The sequence below is a fragment of the Wenzhouxiangella sp. YN1 genome (assembly GCF_056324145.1).
Genome location: NZ_JBJNIO010000157.1, coordinates 44,545 through 65,552, shown reverse-complemented (window position 1 = coordinate 65,552; position 21,008 = coordinate 44,545). Strand labels below are relative to the sequence as shown.

Annotated in this window: 22 protein-coding genes; 6 read left to right on the top strand and 16 right to left on the bottom strand. The window is 65.1% G+C overall.

What is annotated here, in order from left to right; all coding sequences use genetic code 11:
• Positions 1-32 precede the first annotated feature (32 nt).
• Together ACEWQZ_RS13210 and ACEWQZ_RS13205 are read left to right on the top strand one after the other, a co-directional pair.
• Positions 33-1,700, top strand: a complete 1,668-nt coding sequence (locus tag ACEWQZ_RS13210) for an acyl-CoA dehydrogenase family protein (protein ID WP_476483573.1) — start codon at positions 33-35, stop codon at positions 1,698-1,700.
• An 83-nt stretch (positions 1,701-1,783) separates the two neighbouring features.
• Positions 1,784-2,248 (top strand): FKBP-type peptidyl-prolyl cis-trans isomerase, encoded by a 465-nt coding sequence (locus ACEWQZ_RS13205; protein WP_476483572.1) that lies wholly within the window; start codon positions 1,784-1,786, stop codon positions 2,246-2,248.
• A 98-nt stretch (positions 2,249-2,346) separates the two neighbouring features.
• Here the strand turns inward: ACEWQZ_RS13205 and ACEWQZ_RS13200 are convergent, their stop codons facing one another.
• The 4 genes from ACEWQZ_RS13200 to ACEWQZ_RS13185 form a co-directional block, all read right to left on the bottom strand.
• Positions 2,347-3,552 carry an MFS transporter gene (locus ACEWQZ_RS13200; protein WP_476483571.1) on the bottom strand — a complete coding sequence of 402 codons (1,206 nt, stop codon included), beginning with the start codon at positions 3,550-3,552 and terminating at the stop codon, positions 2,347-2,349.
• 42 nt (positions 3,553-3,594) lie between these two features.
• On the bottom strand, positions 3,595-3,978 hold the full coding sequence (locus ACEWQZ_RS13195) for an RNA-binding S4 domain-containing protein (protein WP_476483570.1): 384 nt from the start codon (positions 3,976-3,978) through the stop codon (positions 3,595-3,597).
• 94 nt (positions 3,979-4,072) lie between these two features.
• Positions 4,073-6,001: a molecular chaperone HtpG gene (htpG, locus tag ACEWQZ_RS13190; RefSeq protein ID WP_476483569.1), complete on the bottom strand. Its 1,929-nt coding sequence runs from the start codon at positions 5,999-6,001 to the stop codon at positions 4,073-4,075.
• A 102-nt stretch (positions 6,002-6,103) separates the two neighbouring features.
• The gene (locus tag ACEWQZ_RS13185) at positions 6,104-7,843 is read right to left on the bottom strand and encodes a dipeptidyl-peptidase 3 family protein (RefSeq protein WP_476483568.1); all 1,740 of its coding nucleotides are present in this window, start codon (positions 7,841-7,843) and stop codon (positions 6,104-6,106) included.
• Between the two features lie 173 nt (positions 7,844-8,016).
• On the opposite strand from ACEWQZ_RS13185, the gene ACEWQZ_RS13180 reads away from it, so the two are divergent.
• Together ACEWQZ_RS13180 and ACEWQZ_RS13175 are read left to right on the top strand one after the other, a co-directional pair.
• Positions 8,017-8,973 carry a peptidoglycan DD-metalloendopeptidase family protein gene (locus tag ACEWQZ_RS13180; RefSeq protein WP_476483567.1) on the top strand — a complete coding sequence of 319 codons (957 nt, stop codon included), beginning with the start codon at positions 8,017-8,019 and terminating at the stop codon, positions 8,971-8,973.
• The gene (locus ACEWQZ_RS13175; protein WP_476483566.1) at positions 8,874-9,353 is read left to right on the top strand and encodes a bactofilin family protein; all 480 of its coding nucleotides are present in this window, start codon (positions 8,874-8,876) and stop codon (positions 9,351-9,353) included. The genes ACEWQZ_RS13180 and ACEWQZ_RS13175 overlap by 100 nt, the downstream gene beginning before the upstream one ends.
• A 92-nt stretch (positions 9,354-9,445) precedes the next feature.
• On the opposite strand, the gene rplS is transcribed toward ACEWQZ_RS13175, so the two are convergent.
• The 5 genes from rplS to ffh all read right to left on the bottom strand — a co-directional run bounded on the left by rplS (position 9,446) and on the right by ffh (position 12,995).
• Positions 9,446-9,820, bottom strand: a complete 375-nt coding sequence (rplS, locus tag ACEWQZ_RS13170; RefSeq protein ID WP_476483565.1) for a 50S ribosomal protein L19 — start codon at positions 9,818-9,820, stop codon at positions 9,446-9,448.
• 90 nt (positions 9,821-9,910) lie between these two features.
• Positions 9,911-10,660, bottom strand: coding sequence for a tRNA (guanosine(37)-N1)-methyltransferase TrmD (gene trmD / locus ACEWQZ_RS13165; protein ID WP_476483564.1), 750 nt, complete (start codon positions 10,658-10,660; stop codon positions 9,911-9,913).
• Positions 10,661-10,664: 4 nt separating this feature from the next.
• Positions 10,665-11,174, bottom strand: coding sequence for a ribosome maturation factor RimM (gene rimM / locus ACEWQZ_RS13160; RefSeq protein ID WP_476483563.1), 510 nt, complete (start codon positions 11,172-11,174; stop codon positions 10,665-10,667).
• A gap of 8 nt (positions 11,175-11,182) precedes the next feature.
• A complete protein-coding gene (rpsP, locus tag ACEWQZ_RS13155) occupies positions 11,183-11,440 on the bottom strand; it encodes a 30S ribosomal protein S16 (RefSeq protein ID WP_476483562.1) in 258 nt (85 codons plus the stop codon).
• Positions 11,441-11,624: 184 nt separating this feature from the next.
• Positions 11,625-12,995, bottom strand: a complete 1,371-nt coding sequence (ffh, locus tag ACEWQZ_RS13150; protein ID WP_476483561.1) for a signal recognition particle protein — start codon at positions 12,993-12,995, stop codon at positions 11,625-11,627.
• A gap of 68 nt (positions 12,996-13,063) precedes the next feature.
• On the opposite strand from ffh, the gene ACEWQZ_RS13145 reads away from it, so the two are divergent.
• Positions 13,064-13,894, top strand: a complete 831-nt coding sequence (locus tag ACEWQZ_RS13145; protein WP_476483560.1) for a cytochrome C assembly family protein — start codon at positions 13,064-13,066, stop codon at positions 13,892-13,894.
• A gap of 33 nt (positions 13,895-13,927) precedes the next feature.
• Here ACEWQZ_RS13145 and ACEWQZ_RS13140 read toward each other — a convergent pair whose 3' ends face one another.
• The gene (locus ACEWQZ_RS13140; RefSeq protein WP_476483559.1) at positions 13,928-15,979 is read right to left on the bottom strand and encodes a hypothetical protein; all 2,052 of its coding nucleotides are present in this window, start codon (positions 15,977-15,979) and stop codon (positions 13,928-13,930) included.
• Here ACEWQZ_RS13140 and ACEWQZ_RS13135 point away from each other — a divergent pair.
• Entirely contained in the window at positions 15,964-16,731 is a 768-nt protein-coding gene (locus ACEWQZ_RS13135) for a response regulator (protein ID WP_476483558.1), read from the top strand. The genes ACEWQZ_RS13140 and ACEWQZ_RS13135 overlap by 16 nt on opposite strands.
• A gap of 15 nt (positions 16,732-16,746) precedes the next feature.
• Here the strand turns inward: ACEWQZ_RS13135 and pdxJ are convergent, their stop codons facing one another.
• From pdxJ to lepB, 6 genes are read right to left on the bottom strand one after another with little or no spacing between them, the layout of a single operon-like run.
• Positions 16,747-17,475 carry a pyridoxine 5'-phosphate synthase gene (pdxJ, locus tag ACEWQZ_RS13130; protein ID WP_476483557.1) on the bottom strand — a complete coding sequence of 243 codons (729 nt, stop codon included), beginning with the start codon at positions 17,473-17,475 and terminating at the stop codon, positions 16,747-16,749.
• A complete protein-coding gene (gene recO / locus ACEWQZ_RS13125; protein WP_476483556.1) occupies positions 17,472-18,200 on the bottom strand; it encodes a DNA repair protein RecO in 729 nt (242 codons plus the stop codon). The genes pdxJ and recO overlap by 4 nt, the downstream gene beginning before the upstream one ends.
• A gap of 2 nt (positions 18,201-18,202) precedes the next feature.
• Entirely contained in the window at positions 18,203-19,093 is an 891-nt protein-coding gene (era, locus tag ACEWQZ_RS13120; protein ID WP_476483555.1) for a GTPase Era, read from the bottom strand.
• A gap of 7 nt (positions 19,094-19,100) precedes the next feature.
• On the bottom strand, positions 19,101-19,835 hold the full coding sequence (rnc, locus tag ACEWQZ_RS13115; RefSeq protein WP_476483554.1) for a ribonuclease III: 735 nt from the start codon (positions 19,833-19,835) through the stop codon (positions 19,101-19,103).
• Positions 19,813-20,172 carry a DUF4845 domain-containing protein gene (locus ACEWQZ_RS13110; RefSeq protein ID WP_476483553.1) on the bottom strand — a complete coding sequence of 120 codons (360 nt, stop codon included), beginning with the start codon at positions 20,170-20,172 and terminating at the stop codon, positions 19,813-19,815. The genes rnc and ACEWQZ_RS13110 overlap by 23 nt, the downstream gene beginning before the upstream one ends.
• A gap of 45 nt (positions 20,173-20,217) precedes the next feature.
• On the bottom strand, positions 20,218-21,006 hold the full coding sequence (lepB, locus tag ACEWQZ_RS13105; RefSeq protein WP_476483552.1) for a signal peptidase I: 789 nt from the start codon (positions 21,004-21,006) through the stop codon (positions 20,218-20,220).
• Between the last annotated feature and the right edge of the window lie 2 nt (positions 21,007-21,008).

Here is a 21,008-nt window from a genome sequence, read left to right as displayed (position 1 = left end):
AACTCCACGGCGCGCGCACGCATGAGGACAGCATGTCGCACGATCCAGCCAAACACCGACCGGCCCGCTTTGTCACCCACGAAGTCTTCAACCAGCCCGAACCGCTGGGCGAATACGACCCCTTCGCGCGCCATCCGGCGTTGCGCGAGGCGCTGGCGCGTGAAGGCGGCAGCGCCTTTGAACACCGGGTGCAGGAGTTCGGAAAGCTGGCTGCCACCCGAATCGGCCCGCTGGGGTTCGACGCCAACGAATTCACCCCGCGGCTGCGCACCCACGACCGCTTCGGCCACCGTATCGATCAGGTCGATTACCACCCCGCCTACCACGACATCATGGCGCTTGGGCTCAGGCATGGCCTGGCGAGCCTGACCTGGACAGGCCAGCCGGGGGCCCGTATCGCGCGCTCGGCCATGATGTTTCTGCACAACCAGTTCGAGGCCGGCACGATGTGCCCCATCACCATGACGCACGCCGTCATACCGGCGCTGCGAACCCAGCCGGAAATGGCAGCCGAATGGGAGCCGCGCGTGCTTGCCGCCGACTATGACCCGCGCTTTCTGCCCGCAGCCCGAAAACGTGGCGTGACCCTGGGCATGGCCATGACCGAAAAACAGGGCGGCTCGGACGTGCGCGCCAACACCACGCGCGCCCGGGCGCTGGGCACGCCGGGGCCGGGGCAAGAGTACGAGCTGATCGGCCACAAATGGTTCTGCTCGGCGCCGATGTCGGACGCCTTCCTCACCCTCGCCCATTGCGATGACGGGCTGAGCTGTTTTCTGGTGCCGCGCTTTGCCGCCGACGGCAGCATCAATCCCTTTCACATCATGCGTCTGAAAGACAAGCCCGGCAACCGCTCGAACGCCTCCGCCGAGATCGAATACCCCGGCACCCGGGCGCGCATGGTCGGCGAACCCGGTCGCGGCGTTCCCACCATCATTCGCATGGTGGCCGAAACCCGGCTCGACTGCGTGATCGGCTCGGCTGCGCTGATCCACAAGGCCGTGGTCGAGGCCATCGAGCACGCGCGCGGCCGCCAGGTCTTCGGCAAGCAGCTCATCGATCAGCCGCTGATGAGCAACGTACTGGCCGACCTGTCGCTGGAGTCGGAAGCCGCGCTGAGCCTGGCGATGTTCCTGGCCGGGCAGTTCGAACGCGCCTCCAGGGGTGACGAACAAGCCGAAAAACTGGCGCGCATCGCCACCCCGGTGGCCAAGTACTGGGTGTGCAAGCGCGCCGTTGGCGCCATCAATGAAGCCCAGGAGTGCTTGGGTGGCGCGGGCTATGTGGAAGAAAGCATCCTGCCGCGGCTCTACCGCGAAGCGCCGGTCAACGCCATCTGGGAAGGCTCCGGCAACGTTCAGTGCCTGGACGTGCTGCGCGCCACGCAGCGAGACCCGGGCTCGATGGAGGCCCTGCTGCGCCATCTCGAGCGCCGACGCGGCGCCCATGCCGGCATTGCGTGGCGAATTGACGATGCAAAGCAGCTGCTGAGCCGCCCCGAAGAGGCGCCACAACAGGCGCGGAGGCTTACCGAAGATCTGGCGTTGGCACTGCAGGCGGCCACCCTGATCGATGCCGAAAGCCCGCTGGCCGAAGCATTTTGTCAAGCGCGCCTGGCGCAACAAGACACCGGCATGTACGGCGGCCTGCCTGCAGACATCGATTCGGCGGCCATCGTCGAGCGCACATTTCCGCTGTGACTGCCGGCAGACACGACCGGTTGAAAGCGGCGAACCCCTGCTCCATGTTAATTTGTTCACTGATTTAAGCAAGCAGGTTCAACATGCAAATCGCCAACAATACCGTTGTCAGCATTGACTACACCCTGACCGGAGACGATGGCCAGGTCATCGACAGCTCCGAAGAGCGCGAGCCGCTGCAATATCTGCACGGCCACCAGAACATCATCCCCGGCCTGGAAAAGGCGATCGAGGGCAAGAGCGAAGGTGAGGAACTGGAAGTGGCAGTCCAGCCCGAAGAAGGCTACGGCCCGTACCGCGACGAGCTGGTTCAGGACGTTCCCAAAGAGGCCTTTGACGGCGTTGACACCGTCGAGCCAGGCATGACCTTCCGCGCCGAATCCAATGCCGGCCCGATGACGGTCACCGTCAAGGAAGTGGGCGATGAAACGGTTACGGTCGACGGCAACCACATGCTCGCCGGCCAGGTGCTCAACTTCAAGGTGGCCATCAAGGGCGTGCGCGAGGCCACCGAAGAAGAGGTCTCCCAGGGTACCGTCGCGGCCTGATCGCCACCGACTCGATACAAAACCAGATATGGGCCTCCCTCGCGAGGCCCTTTTTCATGGCCGCCAGGGTGAGCGGGCATCCACGGGATCACCAGGCGTCAACGGCGACGTGAATGGCTCACCCGCGGTACCAGCAGCGCCGGTATGACCAGGACCCAGGCCATCACGACCACGCCCATCATGCGCTGGCTGATCCCGGCCTCGAAAGCCAGGCCGAGCACGATCGGCCCGATCGCGGTCGAGACCACCATCAACGCCGCATAGACGCCGCGAATCATCCCCAGGCGCGCGGAACCGAACAGCTCGACCCAGACGGCCCCACAGACCACGCCGTTGACCCCGGCCGTCAGACCGAGACCGGCAAACATGATCCACATCGCCGTGGCCGGCGGCAGAATTCCCAGCGCCAGCACCCCGATGCCCAGGGGCAGAAGATAGAAACGCAGCAGCGCCCGCGCGCTGAAGCGATCGACCAGACGTCCGCCGGCGAAAGCCGCCAGGCCCTGCATGGCGGCAAACAGCACGAAACCCGACGCGACCGAGCTCAGCGACCAGCCAAGCCGTTCCGCCAGGGTTCCCTGGTGCAGGAACAGCGCCGTGACCACCAGCGGCGAGACCAGAGCGACGCTGAGCACCCGCAGGAATCGACCGTTGACCAGCAGGCTCCGGCGCGACTGCACCGAATGGTCGATGGCGTCGATGGCGGCGCTCTCGGCGGCCCCCTCGCCGATCAGCGGGCGCGCCAGCCCTGCCAGTGCCGGCAGCGCCAGCAGGGCAATTCCGGCCGCCGCAACGCCCCAGATCTCGCGCCAGCCGAGCCAGCCCATGGCTGCGGCCACGCCCGGCGGCAGCAGCGCCTCGCCCAGAATGAACCCGTAGGTAGCCATGGCCACGGCGCGCCCGCGCCGCGCGACTGCATAGCGACCGGCCGCAACGACGGCCAGGTGCCCGGCCAGGCCCTGCCCGGTCAGACGCAGCAGGAACAGGCCGATGAACAGGCCGGCCACGCCCGGGGTCAACCCGACCAGGGCAGCGCCCGCGGCCAGGCCGGCCATGGTCAGAGCGATCGCATGGCGCATTGCCAGCCGATCGGCAATGGTGCCCAGCCAGAACATGCTCAAGCCGCTGATCAACGTCGCGGTACCGTAGAGCGTTCCCAGAAGCGACTCGCTCAAGCCGAACTCGGCGCGGAAGTCTGCGCCGAACAAGCCGATATAGAAGGTCTGGCCGAAAGAAGAACACAGGGCCGCCAGAAGGGCGAAGCGACCGGCTGGCGGCATGCCGCGGTGGCGCTGATCAGGCATGCGAGAGCCTTTCAGCCCGGCTTCGCGATGGCGCGAGGGCGTTCACTCGCCGCGGTTGAACCTGCGCAGCTGACGCCGCTCGCGCTTGTCGGGCCGGCGCGCGGGCGAGATACCCGCGGCAGCATTCAATCGGCGCTCCTCGGCCAGGCGCTCACGCGCCTGCCGGCTGGCGTCGGTTTCGCTGTACATGGCCCGGGCCAACGGCGCGGACACGCGCTTTTCGCCCAGCTGTTCCACCACGACCTCGAAGCGCACCTCGCCCTTGGTCACGCGCAGACGATCGCCGTGGCGCACCAGGCGCGAAGCCTTCGGCGAGGCACCGTTGATCTCGACCTTGCCGCCCTTGATCGCCTGCTGAGCAACGCCACGCGTCTTGAAAAAACGCGACGCCCACAGCCATTTATCGAGCCGAACGGCCTCACTCATCGGACAACAGCCGCGCTCCGCCTTTTGCGGGCTTTGATGACACCACCAGGGCCACGAAGATCAGGAACTCATCCGACGACAATACAACGCAAACCTACGACTTCGAGCCACCGTCAGCGCCACTGAGGGCACTGACCAACAGGGCGTTGACCCGACTGACATAAGCAGCCGGGTCGGCCAGCTCACCGCCTTCAGCCAGCAGGGCCTGGTCGAACAACAACTGCGAGAGCTCGCTGAAGCGCGCCTCGCCGCTTTCGGCGGCCATGGCTTGCAACAGCGGATGATCGGCGTTGATTTCCAGATCAGGCTTGCTCTCGGGCACTTCCTGGCCGGCCTGACGCAGCATTTTCTGCATCTGCAGACTCATCGCGTCATCGTCACCCACGATGCAGCCCGGAGAATCCGTCAGACGGCTGCCGGCGTGCACGTTGCCGACCTGCTCGCCGAGCGCCTTCTTGATGCGCCCGGCCAGCGCCTGCGCCGACTCGTCGGGCTCGGCCTGATCGTCGCCCAGATCAAGCTGTCCGCTGGCCGCGGACTTGAGCTGCCTGCCCTTGTACTCGTGCAGGTGCGCCACCAGCCACTCGTCGATGCGATCGGTCAGCAGCAGAACCTCGATTCCGCGCTTGCGGAAGGCTTCCAGATGCGGCGAGCTTCTCGCCACCTTCAGGCTGTCGGCGGTCAGAAACCAGATCGTGCCCTGACTGCCATCACCACCGCTGTCGTCATCGCCGCTGCGGTCGCTGTCATCGTCCGCGGCCATGCGCTCGATATAGGTGTCGAGCCCCACTGATTCGTCGTCGCTCTTGCTCGAGGCAAAACGCAGCAACGAGGCGATGCGCTCGCGCTGCTCGAAATCTTCGATCACCCCTTCCTTGAGCACGCTGCCGAAGGCGTGCCAGAACTTCTCCCAGGCTTCGCCGCCTTCTTTCGCCAGCTTTTCGATCAGGTCGAGCGAGCGCTTGACGACCGTCGCCCGAATCTTCCGTATCAGCGGATCGTCCTGCAGGATCTCTCGCGAGATGTTGAGCGGCAGATCGGCCGAGTCGATCACTCCACGCATGAAACGCAGATAACGCGGCACGACCTGCTCGGCCGCGTCCATGATGAAGACTCGCTGAATGTAGAGTTTGACGCCCTCTCTTTCATCGCGATTGACCAGCATGTCGAACGGCGCCTGCGACGGCAGATACAGCAGCATGCTGTAGCGCTGGCTGCCCTCGACGTGGTGATGCGCCCAGCTCAGGGGATTTTCCTCGTCGCCGGTCAGGCTGGTATAGAACTCCTGATAGTCTTCATCCGAAAGCTCTGCCCGGCTGCGCGCCCACAACGCCTTGGAGTCGTTGACGGTGGCGGGCACCTGTTCGTCCTCCCCGGCGGCGCTCAGCCGGATCGGAAAGGCGATGTGGTTGGAATAATGACGGATGATGCGCTTGAGCTGCCACTCGGACAGCAGGTCCTTGTGCTCATCGCGCAGGGTCAGGGTGATCGTGGTGCCCTGTGCGTCTCGCTCGATCGACTCGAGCTGGTATTCGCCGTCGCCCGTCGAGGTCCAGCGCACGCCATGGTCGGCCGGTTCGTCGGCGCGCCGGCTCTCGACGGTGACCTCCGAGGCGACGATGAAAGCCGAGTAGAAGCCGACGCCGAACTGACCGATCAGCGCCGCATCCTGCTGCTTGTCGCCCGAAAGCGACTCCAGGAACTGTTTGGTTCCGGAGCGGGCAATGGTGCCGAGGTTGGCGATGATTTCTTCGCGGTTCATGCCGATGCCGCGGTCGGCAACCGTCAGCGTGCCCGCAGCCTCATCGAAGCGCACATCGATGGCCAGATCCTGATCCAGGCCCTTGAGGGCTTCGCTGGTCAGCGCCTCGAAGCGCAGCTTGTCGCTGGCATCGGAAGCGTTGGAAATCAGCTCCCGGAGAAAGATCTCGCGGTTGGAATACAGCGCGTTGATCATCAGCTTGAGCAGCTGATGCACCTCGGTGTCGAAACGACGGGTTTCAGGGGCGTTTACTTCAGTCATGACCTTTTCGGGACAGTTGTTCAACTGCCTTTCGAAGTGGGCACGAACACGACCGGTTTCAAGTCCGCCAGATTGCTGCCGAGGCCTCCTTGGCGGCAATCGTCACGGCGCATCCAGGCCCAGCACGTCCTTGCCCTGCCTGAAGACCACGTCCACGGGAATGCCCGCCTCATCAATGCGATCCAGATCGGACTGCAGTTCGGCGCCAATCACGCCCAGCTCATCGAGCATGTCGCCGGCCTTGGCGTAATTGCCGTCACCCTGCATGACCAGAATCTCTCGCGAGAGGGCGTCGATGGCCTCGCTGAAGCGCTCGGCCACCACGCGATAATGGCCGCTGTCGTCGCGCTCGAAAGCGCCGAAATCAGCAAAGTAGTTGAACCGCATCATGTTGGCGCGACCATGGGCGCTGGAGGCACCGAAACGAACCGAGCGGAAGATCGAAGCCAGAAAAGTGACGTAATAATCCATGATTTCACCGTCAATTTCCCCGGCCTCGTGGAGCTCGCGCACCATGTAGAGCCCGAGGACATCGGCTTTGCCCTCCTCGTGCGGACTGGCGTGCTCCCGGAGCGCCGAACGCACGGTACCTTCGCCCTCGACCAGGTTCTTGATGCCGAGACCGTGGGCTACCTCGTGGAACATGGTGTTGCCGAAAAACGCGTCGAAGGTGACATGCTGGCGCTGCTCAGCGGCAATGACCACCTCGGCAATCGGCCGCAGGATGCGGTCATACTTGGCACGCATGGCGTTCTTCAGCTGCAGGCGGCGCGTGCCCCGGGCCAGCTGCACCTCCTCGTCGTTGGGCAGGTTGACGGCGATGGTCTTGGAGCCGGCGTTCGAGTCACCAGCGTAGTAGACCACGTCGTAGGCATTGAGCTCGGCCTCACTGCCGGGCTGCTCGGCCTTGTAAGCGGCGGGCACGGGCAGCTGGCGCTGCAGCTCGGGCAGAAACCCGGCGAAGCGGGCCAGGCGCTCACTCCACGCCAGGTCCTTGATCAGCACATACGCCTCGAAGGCGGCCTTGTAGCCATAGCGCTGATCCTCGTAGGTTTCGATCGGGCCGTAGATCAAATCGATCCGGTTGTCGGCAGCCTCCATCCAGGCCAGGTCGGAGGGCCGGTAGCGATTGGTGCGCAGGGCATCGGCGCGCAGCTCCAGGTAACGCTTGAAGCTGTCGTTTTCGGCCAGCTCTGCGGCCCGTTCGAGCAGTGTCGCGGCGTCATCCAGGCGCTCGGCATAGGCCTCGTTATAGGGTTTGACGACCAGCGCGCCGGCATCGTCGCGCCGGATCAGGCTGTAGAGATCATCCTTGCGGCGATCATTGAGCGCGTCGAACTCGGTGTCGGTCATGTCGGCCGGGTAGAAGTTGGCTCCCGGGGGCTTGGGCCCGTAACCCGGAATGAACGGCCGGTTACCGGCCAGACGGTCCCAGGGACCGTAGTTGATACGAGCAAACTCCCGCGCGGCCCTGCCTTCGACCTGCTCGAACAGGGCGTTGCGGTTGCCGAAGGCCTGGCGCCAGAAAAGCTTGTCCATGATCCGGCTGGCATCGATCAGCACCGCCACCATTGCCCGCTGATCAGCGCTGAGGTGACTCAGGTCAGCCGTGAGGGTGAATTCGGAATAGATTTCCGGCCGCGGTTCGGCGACGGCCCCGGGGGTTCCCGATGCTTCGGACTTTTCGGATATTCCGGATTTCTCGGGGGCGGTAACACCCGAGGGGGCCTGAGCGGCCCGCTCGTCACCGGTGCCGTCTGACGGGCCGGCGCCGGGTTCCTCGGCGCCACCGCAGGCAATCAGAAAAAGGCACGACAGCAGCACCAAAATCAGCTTGTTCATGACCCGGACTCCCTTGACACGATGTTGGCAGACAGCTCGAATTGTAACGGTCGGGCCAGTCGCGCGTTTGCAACCGTCGCCCGGGACTCGCATAATTGGCGCCCCGAACTCCGGCCGGTCCCGCCCGCAGATACACGCGGGCCACCAACAACAACACGATTTCAATCCTGCAAATGCGGCAACGCTACCACGTCACCATTACCGACTATCGCGGCTCGCGCCACTTCACTTTCGACCAGCTGGTACGGCGGGTGATTGCCGGCGCCGCCGTCAGCCTGGCGGTGGTCATGGTCGCCGGCGCCGCCGGCCTTGTGTTGCTGTCGAGCCGAGTCGGCGCGCTCAACAGCGAGGTCTCCGAGCTGGCTGCCGAAAAAGCGGCCGTTCGCGCCGACAAGCAGCAGCTGGCCAGGCAGCGACGCAGCCTCGAACACGAAGTCCATCAGCGCCGCAGCGAACTGGCGGCCCTGGGCAGCGAAGTGCAACGTATCGAAACCCTGATCGGCCTCGAGCCCGCAGCTGAACGCCCGCTGGCGCAGCGCCTCGACAGCGCCGCGCAGACGGCCCTGGAAAAGCGCCTGATGCTGCGCTCGATACCCAGCGGCTACCCGGTGACATCGGAACTTGTAACCAGCAATTACGGCATGCGCCACCATCCCATCCGCGGCAGCAAAGCCCTGCATGGCGGCGTCGATCTGCGCGCCAGACGCGGTACGCCGGTGTATGCCACCGCCGACGGTGTGGTCGAATGGGCCGCCATGCACCCCGACTCCGGCCTGGGCAAGATGGTCAAACTCATTCACAACTACGGCTTTTCGACCATCTATGGCCATCTTGACGCCATCGAGATCGATTCGGGAAGCTACGTCAAGCGCGGGGACCTGCTGGGTTATTCGGGCAATACCGGGCAATCGGCCGCACCACATCTGCATTACGAGGTGCGTTATCTGCAGCGCCGCCTCGACCCCTCGCCCTTCCTGCGCTGGTCGCTGGAGGAGTACGACATACTGTTCAGCGAAGAGGATCGCGTTCAATGGGAATCATTAAGCGAGGTCGTGCGAACGGCAGCAGCCAACACGCCGAATCGACCCTCATTGCCGCCGGTTCAAAATTTGTCGGCGACCTTGCCCTGAGCGACAACCTTCACGTTGACGGTCGAATCGAGGGCACGATTTGTTCCGAGGCGGAAGTCGCCATCGGGCAAACGGGCAGCATCGAGGGAGAACTGCAGGCGCGACACGTCGTGATCTGCGGCGGCTTCGAGGGCAACATCAGCGCCAAACGCCTTGAAATCGTGGCCGGCGGCCGGGTCACTGGCGACCTCACCGTCGCCGAACTGGTCATCGAGCCCGGCGCCCGCTTCAACGGCAACAGCCGCATCATCCGCGAAGACGACCTCCACGGGGGCGAGGCGCCCGGCCAGCCTGCAGACAGGGACGATCAACCGCCGGCGGCTGCCGGCAAGCGCAGCGACAAGGAAAGAGACGGCAAGGTCAGGGCCGGCACGGGCTGACAGCCGATACGCATCGCCTGCCGCCTTTGAACGCACAGCAAAAGGGCCGACACAATGGTCGGCCCTTTGGTTGCTCGAGGTTCTGGCCGGATTCAGGCGCTGGCGCGGTTGCGCGCGGCCCCCGAGAGCTTTTCCTTGATTCTGGCGGCCTTGCCTTCCAGCTCACGCAGATAGAACAGCTTGGCGCGACGCACCTTGCCCTTGCGCTTGACCTGAATCGACTCGATCAGCGGGCTGTAGGTCTGGAACACCCGCTCGACACCAGTGCCGTAGGACACCTTGCGAACGGTAAAGGCCGAGTTGACGCCGCGGTTGCGCTTGGCAATGCACACGCCCTCGAAAGCCTGCAGGCGCTGCCGCTCGCCCTCACGAACCCACAGATTCACCACCAGCGTGTCGCCAGCGGCAAAAGGCGGCAGTTCGCGTTCAGTCTGTTCTTTGTTGATTTCGTCGATGATATTGCTCATGACTGCTGATTCCCGATTGGCGCGTTGACTAAGAGCGCATTTCTTTTGCCCCGCACCGGGGCAGACAAGCCGAGTATTCTAACCGGTTTTTCAGCGCTTGTCTCGCTCGAGCGCGGAAAATTCTTCCAACACCGCCCGATCGGTGTCGTCGAGCTCGGCCGCCTCCAGCAGATCCGGCCGCCGCTGCCGGGTGCGTTCGATGGCTCGCGCCCGTCGCCAGCGCTCGATCCGGGCGTGATCGCCGCTGAGCAGCACCGACGGCACGTCCAGTCCGCGCCAGGACTCCGGGCGGGTGTAGTGCGGACAATCGAGCAGCCCATCTGAAAACGAGTCCTGCTCGGCCGACAGTTCATGGCCCAGCACGCCCGGCAGCAAACGCACGACGGCATCGATCATGACGGCCGCTGCCGGCTCGCCGCCGGAGAGAACAAAATCGCCGACCGACCATTCCTCATCGACCAGCCTCTGCATCACCCGCTCGTCGATTCCCTCATAGCGGCCACACACCAGAATCAGGCGCTCGCGGCCGGCCAGCTCGCGCGCCGCCTGCTGGTCGAGGCGCCGCCCCTGCGGCGTGAGACAGCCGACGCGCGCAGGCGCCCCCTCAGCCTGCGCCGCCTCGATGGCCTGCGCCAGCGGCTCGGGGCGCATCACCATGCCGGGACCACCGCCATAGGGACGATCGTCGACGCTCTTGTGCACGCCGAGGGCATAGTCGCGCGGGTTCCAGCAGTGCAGGTCGATGCGGCCGTCGGCCAGCGCCCGCCCGGTCAGGCCAAGCTGGCGCAGGCTGTGGATCCAGTCAGGGAAAAGCGTGATGACGTCGACGCGCGAAAGCATGGCATCAAACCGGCTCGGTCCACTCCAGCGGCCAGTCGACCGTGATCCGGCCGGCGGTCAGGTCCACCGAGCGCACGAACTGGTCGACCACGAAGGGAATCAGGACGGTGTCGCCCTGACTGCTGATCTCGAGCACGTCGTGTGCGCCGGTTTCCCGCATCGCTGCCACCCGGCCATAGCGGTGCCCCTGAAGGTTGACCACTTCAAGGCCAATCAGGTCATGCCAGTAATATTCGCCGGGCGCCGGCTCGGGCAGCGCAGTGCGCGCCACCCGAATGACCTGTCGACCAAGCGCTGCTGCCTGTTGCGGGGTATCGATGCCGTGCAGCTTGACCACCAGGCGGGGGCCCGACTGCTGCCAGCGATCAATCCGGAGGGAGTCGCCGTGCTCGCCGCAGCGCCACGGCTGATAGTCGAAAATGGCGGTTGGCGGCCGAGTGTCGGACCATACCTTGACCCAGCCACGAACCCCCCAGGGGCCGTTGAATCGGCCGACGACGACCGATTCGTCCACCATCCGACTCAGGCCGCCGACTGGGCCCGACGCGCTTCGTTGGCCAGGTCGCGAACCCGTTCGGAGATCTGGGCGCCGTGGCCCAGCCAGTAGTCGACGCGCTCCAGATCAACGCGCAGGCGCTCGTCCTGACCGCGTGCAACCGGATTGAAGAACCCGAGGCGTTCGATATTGCGACCGTCACGCGCCTTGCGGCTGTCGGTGACGACAATGTGGTAAAAGGGCTGCTTCTTGGCACCGCCCCGGCTCATGCGAATCTTGACCATCTTCTCTCCTGGGTGTCGCCGGGCCCGCTTCCGGACCCGACGCTTGCAATTGCTGAATTCGGCAAACCCACAATTCTAGCGGATTACACCGGCTATGGGAAGAGCTAGTGTGCCGCAAAAACCCGACGCGCCCGCGGACTCGGGCTGCGCCCGAGGCCGGCTCGCTGGCGCCGGCCGGCCGCAATCAGAACGGCCGACCACCCCCGCCGGGCATGCCGCCGGGCAGGCGCTTCATCATTTTTGCCATTGCGCCCTTGCTGCCGACCTTGCGCATCATCTTCTGCATCTGCTTGTGCTGCTTGAGCACGCGATTGACATCTTGTATCTGCTGCCCCGAGCCCGCGGCGATACGGCGCTTGTGCGACCCGCGAATGGTATCGGGGTAACGCCGTTCCCTGGGCGTCATCGAATTGACGATGGCAATCATGCGCCGGGTCTGGCGATCGTCGACCTGCGACTTGACTGCTTCGGGCAGGTTGCCCATGCCCGGCAACTTGTCCATCAGCGCGCCCATGCCGCCGAGCTTGTCCATCTGCAACAACTGGTCGCGGAAGTCGTCGAGCCCGAAACGGCGGCTGCCCTTGCCGACCTTGCCGGCCAGTTTTCGGGCCTGTTTCTGATCGACCTTGCGCTCGACTTCCTCGACCAGGCTGAGCACGTCGCCCATGCCGAGGATGCGCGAAGCCAGGCGGTCCGGGTGAAAGGGCTCGAGGCCGTCGACCTTCTCGCCGGTGCCGAGAAACTTGATCGGCGCGCCGGTGATGTGGCGCACCGAGAGCGCTGCACCGCCGCGCGCATCACCATCGGTCTTGGTCAACACCACGCCACTGAGCGGCAGGGCTTCGTGGAAGGCCCTGGCAGTATTGGCGGCGTCCTGACCGGTCATGGCGTCGACCACGAACAGCACCTCGGCCGGATCGACGGCGGCGTGCAGCCGCCGAATCTCGTCCATCATCGCCTCGTCGACGGCCAGCCGGCCGGCCGTGTCCAGGATCAGCACATCGGCAAACTGCCGGCGCGCCTGGCCGATCGCATCTTCGGCAATGCGCACCGGATCTGCGTTCTCGTCCGCACGGAAGAACCCCGCCTCCACCTGCCCGGCCAGGGTTTCGAGCTGGTCGATGGCGGCCGGGCGATAGACATCGCAGCTGGCCAGCATGACCTTTTTCTTCTCGCGCTCCTGGATGAGCTTTGCCAGCTTGCCGGCGGTGGTGGTCTTGCCCGCGCCCTGCAGGCCCGCCAGCAGAATCACCACCGGCGCCTGGCGATCCAGGGCCAGCGGCGCCTGCTCGTCGCCGAGCACGTGCTTGAGCTCCTCGTGAACGACCTTGATCAGGGCCTGCCCGGGTTTCAGGCTTCGGGTGACCTCCTGCCCGACCGCACGCGCGTTGATCCGGGCGATGAAGTCCTTGACCACGGGCAGCGCCACGTCGGCCTCGAGCAGAGCAACGCGCACTTCGCGCAGAGACTCACGGATATTGTCCTCGGTCAGACGGCCGCGGCTTCTCAGCCGCTCCAGAGAACCGGATAGTCTTTTACTGAGCTGATCAAACATCAGAATGCTTATTACGAGTGGTCATGGACACATTATACTGGGGTGGAGTCCATTTCAGTCGAACATCCTTGGACAACAACGCCCTGATCCACCTGCTGCCGATTGTGTTCTACCTGGCCGGCGCCGCTGACCTGGTGCTGACCGAGGCATTCGATCGCCGCCGCCTGCGGCATCTGGGGATGATTCTGTCCGCACTCGGGGTGCTGCTGCATATCCTGTCGCTGGCATACGCCATCGACAGCCCGGCCGGCCGCGACGCCAACTTCGTCAACATGCTCTCGCTGGCCGCAGCGCTGATCATGGCCAGCCTGGTGGCAGCCGCGGCGGCCCGTCCACGGGCGATCGAAGCCTGTATCATTGCCGCCCCGGGCGCCGCGCTGTGCGTAGCGCTGCAGTGGCTGGTGCCGATGGATCCGCTGATACTCGGCCGGATCACGGCAGCTGCCCGACTGCATATCGTCAGCTCCCTGCTGGCCTACAGCCTGCTCAGCATCGCCGCCATCAATGCGCTGATGCTCGCCGCGCAGGATTACGGCCTGCGCCACCCCAGGCTGGTTCGCCGGCTCGAGTTTCTGCCGCCGCTGACGGTGATCGAGACCATCATGTTCCGCCTGATTCTGGCCGGCTGGCTGCTGCTCACGCTGAGCCTGGCTTCGGGACTGGTCTTCGTCGACCACCTTTTTGCCCAGCACCTGGCACACAAGACCGGGCTGTCCATCCTGTCGTGGCTGCTGTTCGGTCTGCTCCTGCTGGGGAGGTGGCGTCTGGGCTGGCGCGGTCGCCGGGCGGTGCGCTGGACCCTGACGGCCATGGCCATTCTCGCGCTGGGCTATTTTGGCAGCAAGCTGGTGCTGGAAGTCGTGCTCGATCGCAGCTGGCAGATAACGACCGGCTCCTGACGCGGCAGCGGTGACGCGCGCACCCGCTGCGGCTCATCCCTCCGTTATCGCCACCAGCTGGGCAACGAGCCGCGGCCAGTCGATCAGCCGCCGATGCCCGACCACATCCAGATGCGGCAGGCCGCGCCCCTCGACAATGTAGAAGCCGCCCGACTCGTGCGGGGCGACGCCGTCGATGTGGCAGATATTGCGATCCAGGCGGCAGGCCAGGCCGGCGCGGCGGTAGGGAAACTCCTCGAACATTCTCAACAGCGTCGCGCCCAGAGCGGCCGCGCCGCCGCCCAGCCGCGAGAGGTTTTCGACCGCGCGCTGGCTGATGCGTCGGCCGGGCACGTCCTCGTGAGTATAGAGTCGGGCGTCCATCGCTACCGGGCGCCAGTCGAGCAGCCGAAGGTCACGCATCCAGCCCGACACCCTGCCCCCCATGTGACCAAAGTTGAACGCACCGGTCACCTCGGCGAGGTCAAGCCGCTCGATGTCAACCTGGGCGGCCAGGGCCGGCAAGGACCCGAAAGGCCGCTCGATGACCAGTTCTTCCAGCCGAATGGCGCCGGAAAACGCCTGCACGTCGATGCCGCCGGAAAACGTAATGCGTTCGCCCTCCAGCTCGACCCCCGGGAAAGCGCCGGACAGCTCGCCGCCGAACTCGGGAAGGCCCAGCATGCGCGTCAGAGGCGTCAGGTCAAGCGGTTCGATGCGTGCATCCAGCGATAGCGAGGGTAGCTCACGATCCGCTGAGGTCATTTCAAGCCGGTCGAACACCAGCGCCCCGTCGAGCAGAGGCAGGCGCAGCGGTCGGGCCAGACGCCAGTCTTGTGGCTGGCCCACAAGCTGCAGGCTCGATGCGCCGAAAGCCAGCCGGTAGAGCCCCAGCCCCTGCCAGGACAATTCGGCTTCGAACTGCCCGGGAAACCGCCGCAGATGCCCGTCGAGGGACCTCAGGGCGAAGCGTTCCGAGGGATCTTCCACGCTCACGCCGTCGAACGATAGCGCCAGCGAATTCAGGCCACCCTCCTGCCAGCGGGCGGAGCCGGTGATCTCACCCACCGTTTCCAGTCCGCCCAGCCCGCGCGCTGAAGCCAGTCCCTCGGCCCAGCGCTGCCAGGCGCCGGGCAGCTGCAGTTCGACGCGCTCGATATCGGCCTGCTGCAGGCGCCAGCCATCGGGCTGGCGAATCAACACGAGCGAAGCATCGGCCTCGAGCAGCTCGCCGTCGCGAAACGTCAGGGTATCCAGCGTCAGCGCACTGTCCGTGAGGCCGGAGCCCGCCAGCTGCAATTCAAGCGGCTGCTCGGGCGGTGGCAGATAGACCGGCCCGATCAACAGCTCGCCGGCGTGCTGCGCAATGCGGCCGGAAAACCGCAGCGCCGAGTCGGCCCCGAACCCAGCGACGGCAGCGCGCAGCGACAGGCCCAGATCGGCCCCGGCCACGCGTCCGTCCTGACGATCAAAGCCCACGCCGGCCAGCTTCAGATCGAGCTCCAGGCGGCCCTGCTCGAAATGCAACTCCCCGTTGGCCCTGCCCTCCAGCACGCTCAAGCCCAGCGGCTCGATGAACTGCGCGGGCACGGCGGCAAGATCGAAACCATTCGCCTGCAACGCCAGCCGCAGCTCCGGCTGGTCAGACGACGGCCACTCGAGCTGTGCGAACAGGCCACCTCCGGCAAGCTCGAAGCCCAGGCCATGTCCGTTCGGCGGCGGTCGCAGGCGCCCGCTGAGCACCGGGCGGTCATCGGCTCCGCGCCATTCGAACTCGCCCCGGGCACAGCGTGGATAGCCCGCGCTCAGCCGGCCCTCGCTGCAGTCCACGCGCAGCGTGCCACGAACCCCGGCGGCATCGACGCCGGCGACCCGCAGCGACCACGCCCCGGCCGCAGCCCCGGCCTTTCCGGGCTGGAGCTCCAGATCAAGCGATTGCCATTGCAAAGCGCCGGCCCGACCCGGCCCCGACTCGACCGTCAACCGGCTGTCAGCCGGATCCTCAGCGCCGATGGCGACCGCTCCGAGCAGCAGGCCGGCCAGTGCCAGAACGGTTTTGCCCGCCGCGGCCCTCGGGTAAGATGCAAGCCATGAGCGCAAAAACATCACGCTACGCGGTCGAGCGGCTCAGCGTGCTGGTCGTCGATGACCACCGCATCAACCGGGAGTTTCTCGGCACCGGCCTGAGCCGGGTAGCAGCCCGGGTTTGCCTGGCCGGAGACGGCGAGGGTGCCATCGAACTGTGCGAACGTGAGGATTTCGACGTCATTCTCATGGATCTGCACATGCCCCGCATGGACGGACTGGCCACGGCCAACAGGATACGCGATCTCGAGTCGCGCTCGGCCCGCGCCCGAATGGTGGCGCTCACCGCTGATGCACGCCCCGAGGAGCGCATCCGGCTGCTCGAGGCCGGTTTCGATGATTACCTGAACAAACCGATCAGCATTGCCGATCTGCTGGCTGCCCTGGACGCGCTGTTCAACCCGGAAGCGCCGCGCCAGACACAGGCAAGGCCCGCCGCCCCGACCCAGCTGATCGACCGCAGCCGCGCCCTGGCAGCGGCCAATGGCGATGCCGAACTGGCCGCGCGACTGCAGGACATGCTCTCGAGCGAACTCGACGAGAAACTGCCGGAGCTTGATCGGCTGATGGCCGATCGACGCTACACCGAAGTCGCTGACCTGCTCCACCAGTGGGTTGGCGCCAGCGGCTATGCCGGGGCCATCCGCATGACCCAGGCCTGCGAGATGCTGCGCCAGCGGCTGCGCTCCGGCCGTGACAGCTCGCCGGGCACCTCCTATCTGAGCTTTCTGCGGATCGCGCACGCCACCCGGCGCTCACTGCGCCACCTCTGAGCCGGTCGGGGGGGCTCAGGCGGCCGCGCCGCCGATCAGCGCGCGCATTTCACGCACCGCGCTTTCCAGCCCGGTAAATATCGCCCGCGAGACAATCGCATAGCCGATGTTGAATTCGGCAATGCCTTCCATCGCCGCCACCGGCCGGATGTTGTGATAATCCAGCCCGTGCCCGGCATTGACCACGAGCCCAAGGCGATTGCCCACGGCCACGGCCTCGCGCAGGCGAGCCAGCTCCGTGGCCACGTCTTGGCCCCGCGCCTCGGCGTAGACGCCGGTATGCACTTCAACCACCGGGGCCCCGACGGCCGCGGCCAGCTCGAGCTGTTCCGGTTCAGGGCCGATGAACAAACTCACGCGCACGCCGGCAGCAGTCAAGCGTTGACAGGCCGCGGCGATACGCTCGCGGCCGGCAGCCACATCCAGGCCACCTTCGGTCGTCAGTTCTTCGCGACGCTCGGGCACCAGGCAGACATCGCTCGGCCTGATCTCCTCGGCGAGGGCCAGCATTTCTTCGGTCACCGCCAGCTCCAGGTTCATGCGTGTGCCGATGGTGGCCGCAAGCAGCCGCACGTCCTCATCCTGAATATGCCGGCGATCCTCGCGCAGGTGAATCGTGATCGCATCGGCGCCGGCCTGTTCCGCCACCAGTGCCGCCTGGATGACCGAAGGATAATGACCGCGCCGTGCCTGGCGCAGGGTGGCGACGTGGTCGATGTTGACACCCAGCATGGGTCCACTCATGTTTTGTCTCCTGTATTCAAACCCCTTGCACCCGCCAGCAGCCGGCGCGAATTGAGCTGGCGACCGTCGAGTTGGTGGTCGATCAAGCGCCGCATCAGCTCGCGCATGGCGCGTGCGGTATCGCGATCGTCTGTCCAGCCGGCTTTGAGCGCAAGAATTGCTTCACCGCGAAACACATCGGCTCCCGGCCGACCAACGGCCACGAAACCGACCTCAGGCTGCAGATGATACAGCTGCCCGGCGACGACGGCCTGACCACTGGCTGCATCAAGGCCGAACTCCGGCGCCACCCCCATATCGGTGAGCAGCGTGATTTCGAACCGGCGCAGCAGCAGCGACAGTGTTTCGCTGCCGCTGGCCAGCGCCTGAAACACTCCGGCGCAGGCATCGAACGCCCGGGGGTGGGGATCATCACGCTCGAGCAGGCGCAAAAGGAGTTCATTGACATAGAGACCGCACCACAGCGCGCGACCGGTCAGTGCGCAGCGGGAGCCGGCCGTTTCCAGCTGTGTCAGCGTGCCCAGCTCGCCCCGGCGTGACCAGGAAGCGACCAGCGGGACGAAAGGCTCGGCCAGGCCGCGCCAGGGCGAGCGCGCTCCGCGCGCCCCTTTGGCCACCAGCCCGACGCGCCCGTAGTCGCGAGTGAAGAGCTCTATCAGAAGGCTGGACTCCCGCCAGGGCCGACGATGGATGACCCAGCCGGGACACTGCTCCACCCGCGCCATGTTCAGCGCCTGTAGCCCAGCTCCTCGAGCGCGGCCTCGTCGTCCATCCAGTCCGACCGGGTCTTTACGTGGAGCTCGAGATGAATCCGCTCATCGAACAATTCGGCTATGGCCAGCCGCGCGCGCGTTCCCACGCGCTTGAGCACCTCACCGCCCCGCCCGATCACCATCCCCTTGTGCCGGTTACTGGCTACCAGGATCAAGGCATCGATCTCGACACGGCCGGGCCCGCGATCAAAGCGTTCGATCATCACGGTGATGCCGTAGGGTATCTCCTGGTGCAGCTGCAGCATCAGCTGTTCGCGAATCAGCTCCGCGGCGAGAAAGCGTTCGGACTTGTCGGTAAACATGCCGGACTCAAAAACCGGTTCGCCTTCGGGCAGGTGTCGGAACACCTCGTCGAGCAGGTCGCCAAGCCCCCTGCTTTTGGCCGCCGAGATATAGACAGTCGCATCGAATTCGACCCGGGCATTCAACGCAGCGGTCTGCTCCAGCAAGCGGGAACGGTCCTTGAGCAGGTCGATCTTGTTGAAGGCCAGAATACGCGGCTGCTCGAGCTGCCCGAGCATCTCCAGCACCACATCGTCTTCCTCGGTCCAGCGCGTGGCATCGACGAGCATGATCGCCAGGTCCACCCCCAGACGAGTGTCAGCCGCAATGCGATTCAGGCGTCGATTGAGCGCGTGATCGCGGCGCCGGTGCAACCCGGGCGTGTCCATGAACACCACCTGCCCGCGTTCTTCGGTAACAATCCCGGTAATGCGGTGGCGCGTGGTTTGCGGCTTGTGCGTGACAATCGCCACCCGCTCTCCCACCAGCGCATTGAGCAGGGTCGACTTGCCGACGTTGGGGCGCCCCAGCAGGGCCACATATCCGCTGTGAGTTGCACTCATGCTGCTGTCATTCACCTGTATCGGGTCCGGCGTTGCGGCCGGAAGCGCTTGCGAACAGGGTATCAAGTTGTTCGATCATCAAGCGGGCGGCTGCCTGTTCTGCCTTGCGCCGGCCGCCGGCGCCGGCGCGCACCGGATCGACCAGCGACCCGGCCCGGCACTCCACCTCGAAATGCCGGGCGTGGTCGGCACCGGATTCGGATATCACCCGGTACTCGGGCAGTTCGTGACCACGGCCCTGCAGCAACTCCTGCAGCCGGGTCTTGGGATCTTTCAGGCTGTCGGCATCGGGCAAGTCCGCCAGACGTTCAGCGAACAACTCGACGATCACCCGCCGGGCGGCATCAAAGCCTCCGTCCAGATAAACCGCCCCGATGATGGCCTCGATCATGTCGGCGAGAATGGAAGGACGAAGAAAGCCGCCGCTTTTGAGCTCACCACCGCCGAGTCGTACATGGTCGTTCAGATTCAGCTCAAGAGCGAGCTGCGCCAGCGTCACATCACGCACCAGGCGCGAGCGCAAACGACTGAGGTCACCCTCTGAAGCGTGCGGCCGGGCGTGGAAAAGCTGCTCGGCAATGACCATGCTCAGCAGACTGTCGCCCAGAAACTCCAGCCGCTCATAATGGCCCGGACCAAAGCTGCGATGGGTCAGCGCCTGCGCCAACAAACCGGCATCGTGGAACCGGTAGTCGATTCCCGGAAGCCGCCGGCGGTGCTCAGTTCTGCAGGGGTTTGGCACTATTGAAGCGAATGATGGCGTCGATATTGCCCATGAGGTGCTTCTCGACTTCGTACTGCACGACCAGCTGCGGCTTATCGCCGCGCTCGATGGTGATGTGCTGCGGCTCGACGTAGTCGACATAGCTGATATTGAGCCGACGAACCAGATCGCGCTGAATTGCGCTCGGCGGGCGGTTGGCGGTACCGGGTTCGGACGCCACGGCCTTGACCTCGCTCATCAGGGACATGTGGTTCAGATAAACCGGCACCAGCTTGATGCCGATGTAGGTAAAGAACAGCACCAGAACAAGAATGAAGATGAAGCCGAGCAGGCTCAGTCCACGCTGGTTGTGCATTGTTTCCATTATCCCGGGTCCCTCAGAATTTCAATCCCCACAGGCTCAATCGATTCTATCACCGATTCGGCCGAAGTCGACACATCCCCGGGAGCAGTCCCAGTGCATCCAGATGCGTACGGCCTTGCCCACCAGATTCTCTTCTGGCACGAAGCCCCAGGCACGACTGTCGAGCGACTGATCACGATTATCGCCCATGACGAAATAATGTCCTGCCGGCACTTTCACCGACTCGACCCGGTGGTTGGACCGCCCCGGATAGACCACGATCGGGTGCGGCTGTTGTTCCAGATACTCCAGCCGCTTCATCGGCTCGCTGCCCGGCGGGTTGCGATTGAGCCCCACGCCTTCCCAGCGACCGGCCGGCTCCTGCTCGATCGGCTCGCCATTGATATAGAGCTGCTTGTTGCGATAGGTGACGGTATCGCCGGGCAACCCGATCACGCGTTTGATGTAGTTGACCCGCTCGTCCTCGGGAAAGCGAAAGACAATGACATCGCCACGCTCGGGCTCGCCGACGGCGACGATCTTGTTATTGATCACCGGCAGGCGCAGTCCGTAGGCATACTTGTTGACGGCAATGAAATCACCGATCCAGAGCGTCGGGATCATGGAGCCGGAAGGGATCTTGAACGGCTCGAACAGAAAGGAGCGGAACACCAGCACCAGCAACAGCACCGGAAACAGCGAACCGACCACCTCGACAGTCTTGTGGGCGCCTTCCGGCTCCTTGTCGCTGTCGTGACGGCGGCGGAAGTAGTAGCGCTCGAACAGCCAGAACACGGCGGTGAGCAGCGTCAGCACGGTCAGAATCAGGGCGAAATCCAGATGCATCG